This window comes from Bradyrhizobium sp. WYCCWR15520, from assembly GCF_056174665.1.
The window spans coordinates 1-7,129 of sequence record NZ_JBWBWM010000103.1; the positions used below are offsets into that span (position 1 = coordinate 1).

The following is a 7,129-nucleotide window of genomic DNA, read 5'->3' on the forward strand; positions in this document are numbered from 1 at the left end:
GATCTGAGCTCGCACATCGTCCGGAATGCGATTCCAGACCCGCTCCGGTCGAGATCGATGATCGGCCAGCGCGGCGCTGCCGCCCTCGCGGTAACGCTCATACCAGCGATAGAAGGTGGCCCGTGGGGTGCCAGGCTTGTCCAGCGTGCGCTTGGCCGGAAGATGCGATTGCTCGATCAACTGGATGACCTCGGCCTTCTCGGACGCGGGATATCTCATGCCTCGTCGTCCCCATCCTCGGTCATGCTTTTTTTCAACCGGGTCTCCAGGGTGAGGTCGGCCACGACTTCCTTCAGCGCCGTCGTCTCACGACGCAGATCCTTCACCTCGCGAGAGCTTGCCGCACGCGCCGTGTCGCCCGCCAGGCGACGTTTACCGGCTTCGAGGAGCTCCTTGGACCACCATAGTACATTGAGGCGGCAATGCCCTCGCGCCGGCACAGCTCGGCGATATTCTCCTCGCCCCACAGGCCTTCCAGCACGATACGGATCTTCTCTTCCGCCGAATACTGCCGGCGTGTCTGGCGCCGAATGTTCTTTAACACTTGTTCTGCCGTCGCTTTGCCCGGTCCGGATTCTGCTTCATCTTCGCTCCTGGAAGATGCGCCGCGGGGTGGAAGGGACCCGGCGGGCGTAGGCGCGGACCAGTGCCCGCGCATAAAAGGAACCGCACCTCATCCCCGCCGGCTAGGATGATTTCTCGTGTCCACTGAAGGCACGATGGTATCGAGTACGTCCGGGAGATCTGCATCGGGAATGGCGTCGCAGGATTGGTTTGATTTGTGCCGCGGGAGAATCGTTGCTTCCGGAATTGGGAAGAATCAAGCGCTTCGGCTGCGCGCGTCTACGCGTTGTGGGGTCGACATCTTTTCACCCGAAGTCCGGGCCCGTGCGGTTCGGATGGTTCTGGATCACGCGAACGAGTACCCCTCGCGCTGGGGCTGCAGTAACATCGATGCGGTTAAGATCGGTGACATCCGGCTCCATCATCGTGCCGAGCGCTTCGATCCCTGCTAAGGCAGAACCGATCGAAGCTCGCTCGCACTTCCGCAAACGCTTCGACTACAGCCCCGGTCGCCGGCAACCAGCCGTTGTGATATCTCTCGTCATCGCGTTGCTCTCCTTTGTGGAATCAGCACCCGAGCCTACTGGCTCAAGGTGGGCAACGCCGCCTCTTCAGAAATTCAACAGAACCCGGGACATCCCCTGTAATGGCAGCGGGACGGAACTACTGAACAAACTAAACTTCCGGGACCGATCTCTTGACGCAACCAGAACCTCGTTGAGATCGGCGCGGATGCCCAGATCGATGTTGCCGATCTGAATTATCACAAAGCTCAAGCCAGAGTGGTGCTGCAGATGGGCTACGATATCGTGCCCCAATCGATGGTGAGCGACCCTTCTTTTGAGACATACTGCGGTTCGAGATGATGGGTGATTTCGCCATCAGCAAATGAGGCCCGCCGAACCGATGGACGCATCATTTGGACGATCGGGACGGTGCAGACGAAAGCAACCGATCTTTAGCGTTCTGGCGATATCGCTGATAGCGAGATCCGGGCGAAAGATGTGCTCGAATACGTCTTGCGTGATCACAAGATCAAACGTGTCGTCGGCAAAGTCTGCGCCTGCAGGTCTTCTGAGCGATACCCCTTTTGGTGTTGGGAACCAAACGGGATGCTCGGGTCCCACTGCGTCGCCGTGTAGTTCCTGCACTCTGTGCGCAGGCGCTGACCTGAGTCCGGCAAACTGGACCATTTTTGGCTAGAGTTTTCGCTGCCGATTCCCCTCGGCTGGGAGGAGCGACGGACCATGAAGGCCTTGAAGTTTTTAGACGCCCAGAAGGCGTTCATCCTGAAGCAGGGCCATGACGGGGTTGCGGTGGCAGAGATCTGCCGTAAGGCCGGGATCAGCCAGGCGACTACTTCAACTGGAAGAGTATGACGGTCTGCTGCCGACCGAGATGCGGCGGTTGAGACAGCTCGAAGATGAGAACGCCAAGCTGAAGAAGCTGGTGGCCGATCTGTCGCTCGACAAGCAGAGCTGCAGGACGTGATCCGCCGATTATGTATGGTCTGCCCCGCCTGTGCAAGGCTCTTGAGCGATCCGACTTCGACAGTCTGCGTAAACGTATCGGCCTCTCGCGAGTGGGTTGCGGTTGCAGCCAGGCCATGATGAGATCAGCACGCCGCGTTCCCAGATAGCTAATCGGGCATTCGCCCGTTTTCGGCGAAGGGCTTGCGCGGCGCCGAACCTCGCAGTCTGCTGCCCGGGCCTACGGGAATGCGCCGCTCGTAGGTAGAGCCGGACCGTGTGAGGATGACCCAGGCGACCCGCGCAATCCTTGTGGCCAGAGCCACGGTGACCTTGTTGGCATGTATGCGCTTTTCGAGGCCGGTCAACCACGAACCCAAGCGATCGGAAGTACGTTTAGGACGCATGATCCTGCGCCGTGAATCAGTAGTCGCCTCAGGTAATGATTGCCTCTTTTGCTGATCCCAAGGAGGGTCGTCTTACCACCCGTTGAGTGTTCGCGAGGGACCAACCCAAGCCACGCGGCGAGGTCTTTGGCCCTTCGGAACTGACTAGCATTGCCGGCGCTCGCGACGAATGCCGTCGGCACGAGTGGGCCTATCCCGGGAACAGTCATGAGCCGCCGCGCTCGTTCGTCACTCGCCGCCAAAGCCTCGATTCACGTGTGATCTCGGCGATGCGGTGTTCGATGTGCCCGAAGTCCTCGAACAGCCGACGAAGCGTGCGCCTCATCCTCGTCGGTCAGTACGCGAGGGAAGTCGGCTTTGAATTTGCCGATGCCCTGATGGATTGCGCTCCCGTATTCGAGGCAGAACGCCGCATTTGGCAGACGAGCTGAGTTCGCAGGGCAACCTTCTGATCTCGGATGCGGTGCAGCGCCTGGATGTCGACTTGGGATTCCGATTTGCTCTCAACAAAGCGCATCGCGGGTCGGGGGCCGCCTCGGCGATCGCTTCCGCATCGATGATATCGTTCTTGTTGGACTTCACGTAGGGCTACACGAACTGCGCAGGAATCACTCGGACCACGTGCCCGAGCTGTTGTAACTTGCGTGCCAGCCATTGGGAGCCTGGGCAACCTTCCATCGCGACGACCGTACGCTGCGCGGCATCGAAGAACTGCAAAACTGTGTCGCGGCGGAGCTTTCCTTTTGGATGACTCCACCGCCTGCGTCGGTTCCTACGACATGGAAAATATGCTTCCCGATATCGATGCCGAAGACGGCGGCGGGCTGACGCTTGTTGCGCAACATTTTTCTGGTCCTTTCTCGGTCGAAAACTCGCCGCGCAGTATGCGCGGGTTCGGCGGGGCAGACCATCCCATTAGCTATGAAGCCTGGCCGGAAGCGCAAGCTGGTCGACGAGGTTTGCGCTGAGTGGCAGGTCTCGATCCGCAAGGCTTGTGAAGCCCTCGAGTTCGACCGGTCGACCTACCATTACAAGTCTCTTCGCTCCGGCCAGGCAGCCCTCGAAGATCGGATCAAGGAGATCTGCCATGTCCGCGTTCGCTACGGCTATCGCCGTGTCCACGTTCTGCGGCGCCGCGAGGGATGGCGCCACGGCCAGAACAAGACAGTCGCATCTATCGCGAGTTGGGCCTGCAATTTGGCAACAAGACGCCGAAGCGCCGGGTCAAGGCCAAGTTGCGCGATGATCGCCGACCTCCGACGCGCTCGAACGAGACCTGGGCGATGGATTTCGTCCACGATCAGTCGGCGACCGGACATAAGCTGCGCGTGCTCACGACCGTCGATTTCTTGTCCCGTTTCTCACCGGTGCTGGCGCCACGGTTCACCTTCCGCGGCAGCGACGTCGTGGCGATACTGGAAAGGGCCTGCGAGGAAGTGGGATTCCCGGCGAGGATCCGCGTCGATCAAGGCAGCGAGTTCGTGTCGCGCGACCTTGACCTATGGGCCTACCAGCGCGGCGTCACGCTGGACTTCTCGCGGCCCGACAAGCCGACCGACAATGCGTTCATTGAGGCCTTCAACGGTCGCTTCCGGGCCGAATGCCTCAACACTCACTGGTTCCTCAGCCTTGCGGACGCCCAGGAAGAAGTGGAGACTTGGCGCGGCCCCATGGGGCGATCGGCAACAGACCGCCGATCTTGCTGCAAAACCACGTCGGCGCATCCAGCCCGCCAACGTGATCAAGGGCGAAAAACTCTCGTTCTGGGTGGTCCAAAGTTCGGTCTCCCTGCAAAAACCCTGAGACTCTAACTGCCGTTGGATGAAGTTCAGTGGCAGGTCAACGCAAACTAGTCATTATTGGGACGGTGCGAGCGCTCCGGAACCGGCCCAGTACGCAGCGGCAGCAACCAATCATCGGGCCGCGTTTAGCTCAACCTCTGCATAATTTGGACCATGGCGGGATTTTGAGCCGTGAGATGAACAAAATTCGGATCAGGGATTGCGTACTCGGACAGCCCCGAGGCTGGGTGGCGCAGCCTCTTCGAGTGTCATCTTCTCGAGCATAAGGTCCGCGACAAGTTTGCGCAGGCGCCGGTTCTCGACCGTGAGCTCTTCCAACGCACGACGCATTTCATCTATGCTAGGGAGGGTGGAAGGCGGGTTCCTGCCCGCGTTACGCCCCTCCGAAGATTGCCCCCCGTCCTTGCTGAGCGGCAGTTTTCGCCAACGATGGAGCGTCATGACGCTCACGCCAAGCGCCTTGCAAATGGCCACCTGAGAATTGCCTGCTCGGGCCAGTTCGTCTGCCTCAGCGAGTTTCAGTATTTTCTCTTCATGAGAGTGTTTCTTCATGCACGCCGCCAAACCAGTTCCGACCAGTAAACTCGCGGGCTAGCTTGAAACAGAGGGCGATCCAATGTCAAATAACATACACGCAGCCGTTAGATAACCTACAAGGCGTCGCATACGGTACAAAGGACCAGTGGCGGCGCTACCATAAGTGGATAGCGCCCAAAAGAGATAAATGTCAATTAGCAGTTGGTTTTAACGTTGGCGGCGGCGGGCAGGCCGAACGCCGAAAATTTGGGTTAGCGGCAAACAGACTTTTTTTGCCTCGATCACAGCTCCCAGTTCGATGTCATTCAGCCGTGATAATCCCCGCCAGATCACGGTAGTCCTGGAGGCGGATCGTTGGCTCGGGTGACCTTGCCCCCCTATGTGGAACGGCCCGCGTGGCAAGAGCTTTTTCAGTCGATTTCACACATTGGGACGGTGCGGTCATATGTCCGGCCTTTGCGCGCGGCACATGGCCGCTGGCCTCGATGAGATCCGCGGAACCAGGAGCTATAAATCAAGTTTACGCGCTTGAGCGCATTGGGGGCAGTAGCTTCACTCGTTTCGGGATTTCGCCATGGTTCATCGGCTGTTGTTGCACCTTGCCCTCTGCCGGCCTGCGCCGCTCAGATCGCCTTGGCGGTCACTGCGTCCATCAGACGGCGGCCGCGGTAGTCGACAGCGGGTCGGGACGCCGGTACGTCCCGCCTTTGTTCAGAAGGGCCCAAATGATCCGCGCAGTCTTATTGGCTTGCGCGACCGCGACAACCTTGAAGGGCCGTCTGGCGAATAGCGCCTTCAGCCACGGTCGCGCCTGAGCGTCGTTTCGGGCAACTCGCAAGACGGCTGTTGCCCCGACAACGAGAAGGGCACGGAGTTCCGGATTCCCCATTTTCGATATTCGTCCCAGCCGCTCCTTGCCTCCGCTTGAATGAGACCGTGGCGTCAGTCCTAGCCAAGCGGCAAAGTGGCGAGCCGACTTGAACCCGCCAGGATCCGGCACAAGCGCCTTGATGGTCGCCGCCGTAATGGCGCCGACGCCAGGGATGGTAGTCAACCGGCGCATGTCCTCGTCGTGCTTGGCCTCAATGACGATTGCGCGCTCGAGCCTCTCGATCTGGTTGGCTGAAGCTTCAATCTCGTCGGCAATAGCCATGAGCGCGAAGCGCGCCGCTGCGGGCAGGCGAGCATCTGCCTCGTCCCGTACGATTGCGATCAGCGCCTCAACCTTTGCCAGGCCGGCGGTGGCGATGATCCCCAACTCGGCTTGGTGCGCGCGCAACGCGTTGACCGCCTGCGTTCGCTGCCGCACTAGAAGAGCGCGGGTCTTCAGCACCATCGCGGCAGCCTGTTGCTTGGCCGTCTTAATGGGCACGAAGCGCATGGTCTTTCGGGTCACCGCTTCGCTGATGGCCTCCGCGTCCGCCGCATCCGTCTTGCCTCGCTTGACGAAGGGTTTGACATAAGCTGGCGGAATGAGCCGCACCTCATGACCGAGAGCTGCGATCTCGCGCGCCCAATAGTGGGCGCTACCGCATGCTTCCATCCCCACCAGGCATGGTGGCAGCTTCTCGAAAAAAGGCAGAACTTCGCTGCGCCGTAGCTTCCGGTTGAACACGGGTACGCCCTCGGCATCCGCCCCGTGAACCTGGAAAACGTGCTTGGCCACGTCGACCCATGGTCGTCGCCATCGCCGTTGCCAACAAGTTGGCCCGGATCGTCTGGGCAATGATGACGACCGGGAAATTCTATCGGCCTAAGCTCACGGCCTGACTTTCCGCGTATGTTGGCCAACTTATAGTGTGAGGGCAAATGACAGCATGATGGAAACCGGCGGAGCTGGGGATCGCGCAAGCCCGAAGAGCTTTAAGCGCAACAAGCGCGACCCGTTGATGAGGCCTCGATCCGCGATCTCCATGAGGGCCAGCGACCATGGTATCGGTCGCACTAACAGGCCGTATACATGAACGCACCCGACCGTCATCCAAAGTGCTGCTAAAATCCCTTGCATCCGCGGGGCCGTCTATACATGAAACTCTCGATGAAGGGATTCTGCATCGGCTTTCCTGGCGCAATGAAGTGCCAGTCGATAACCGTGTCCTTGCTCCAGGCCAGCATGGCGTTGCAGGTGAACTCTGTGCCATGGTCGGACACGATCATTTCTGGCTTGCCACGTCGTGCGACGATCGCGATCAGTTCGCGGGCGACGCGCCGTCCCGAGATCGAGGTAGTCGTCCGTGAAGAAGATTGATTTCACGCTGGATTAAGCCGACCGCCGGAGAAGAGTGCGGTCAGGAAGAGGTGCAGCAAAAGCCTGAGCCAGCGGATGAGGCGGCGGAAGTTGTAGCCGGCG

4 protein-coding genes and 7 pseudogenes are annotated in these 7,129 nt (G+C 59.8%); 4 read left to right on the forward strand and 7 right to left on the reverse strand.

Features of this window, described 5'->3' with window-relative positions:
• The 3 genes and pseudogenes from AC0QUY_RS41880 to AC0QUY_RS41890 form a co-directional block, all read right to left on the reverse strand.
• Positions 1–544, reverse strand: a pseudogene (locus AC0QUY_RS41880) (transposase); the annotation flags it as partial.
• A 424-nt stretch (positions 545–968) separates the two neighbouring features.
• A pseudogene (locus tag AC0QUY_RS41885) lies at positions 969–1,109 on the reverse strand (IS256 family transposase); the annotation flags it as partial.
• A 336-nt stretch (positions 1,110–1,445) separates the two neighbouring features.
• The gene (locus AC0QUY_RS41890; RefSeq protein WP_371419407.1) at positions 1,446–1,757 is read right to left on the reverse strand and encodes a methyltransferase domain-containing protein; all 312 of its coding nucleotides are present in this window, start codon (positions 1,755–1,757) and stop codon (positions 1,446–1,448) included.
• A gap of 54 nt (positions 1,758–1,811) precedes the next feature.
• Between AC0QUY_RS41890 and AC0QUY_RS41895 the strand changes: the two are divergent.
• Positions 1,812–2,063, forward strand: a pseudogene (locus AC0QUY_RS41895) (transposase); the annotation flags it as partial.
• A gap of 215 nt (positions 2,064–2,278) precedes the next feature.
• Here the strand turns inward: AC0QUY_RS41895 and AC0QUY_RS41900 are convergent.
• Positions 2,279–3,285: pseudogene (locus AC0QUY_RS41900) on the reverse strand (IS110 family RNA-guided transposase); the annotation flags it as partial.
• Between AC0QUY_RS41900 and AC0QUY_RS41905 the strand changes: the two are divergent.
• Both AC0QUY_RS41905 and AC0QUY_RS41910 read left to right on the forward strand, forming a co-directional pair.
• Positions 3,184–3,408 (forward strand): hypothetical protein, encoded by a 225-nt coding sequence (locus tag AC0QUY_RS41905; protein WP_202639390.1) that lies wholly within the window; start codon positions 3,184–3,186, stop codon positions 3,406–3,408. The pseudogene AC0QUY_RS41900 and the gene AC0QUY_RS41905 sit on opposite strands and share 102 nt — an antisense overlap.
• A pseudogene (locus AC0QUY_RS41910) lies at positions 3,359–4,181 on the forward strand (IS3 family transposase); the annotation flags it as partial. The gene AC0QUY_RS41905 and the pseudogene AC0QUY_RS41910, both read left to right, overlap by 50 nt.
• A 253-nt stretch (positions 4,182–4,434) precedes the next feature.
• On the opposite strand, the gene AC0QUY_RS41915 reads toward AC0QUY_RS41910, so the two are convergent.
• Both AC0QUY_RS41915 and AC0QUY_RS41920 read right to left on the reverse strand, forming a co-directional pair.
• Positions 4,435–4,794: a helix-turn-helix domain-containing protein gene (locus tag AC0QUY_RS41915; RefSeq protein ID WP_161851777.1), complete on the reverse strand. Its 360-nt coding sequence runs from the start codon at positions 4,792–4,794 to the stop codon at positions 4,435–4,437.
• 637 nt (positions 4,795–5,431) lie between these two features.
• Positions 5,432–6,445, reverse strand: a complete 1,014-nt coding sequence (locus AC0QUY_RS41920) for an IS110 family RNA-guided transposase (RefSeq protein ID WP_202639247.1) — start codon at positions 6,443–6,445, stop codon at positions 5,432–5,434.
• Here AC0QUY_RS41920 and AC0QUY_RS41925 point away from each other — a divergent pair.
• Positions 6,445–6,549: pseudogene (locus AC0QUY_RS41925) on the forward strand (IS110 family transposase); the annotation flags it as partial. The gene AC0QUY_RS41920 and the pseudogene AC0QUY_RS41925 sit on opposite strands and share 1 nt — an antisense overlap.
• Positions 6,550–6,807: 258 nt before the next feature.
• On the opposite strand, the pseudogene AC0QUY_RS41930 reads toward AC0QUY_RS41925, so the two are convergent.
• Positions 6,808–7,005, reverse strand: a pseudogene (locus AC0QUY_RS41930) (DDE-type integrase/transposase/recombinase); the annotation flags it as partial.
• Between the last annotated feature and the right edge of the window lie 124 nt (positions 7,006–7,129).

Bases quoted from the DNA above. Each gene is read 5' to 3' on its own strand.
- AC0QUY_RS41890 (WP_371419407.1), bottom strand. From the start codon at position 1,757: ATGGTCCAGTTTGCCGGACTCAGGTCAGCGCCTGCGCACAGAGTGCAG.
- AC0QUY_RS41915 (WP_161851777.1), bottom strand. From the start codon at position 4,794: ATGAAGAAACACTCTCATGAAGAGAAAATACTGAAACTCGCTGAGGCA.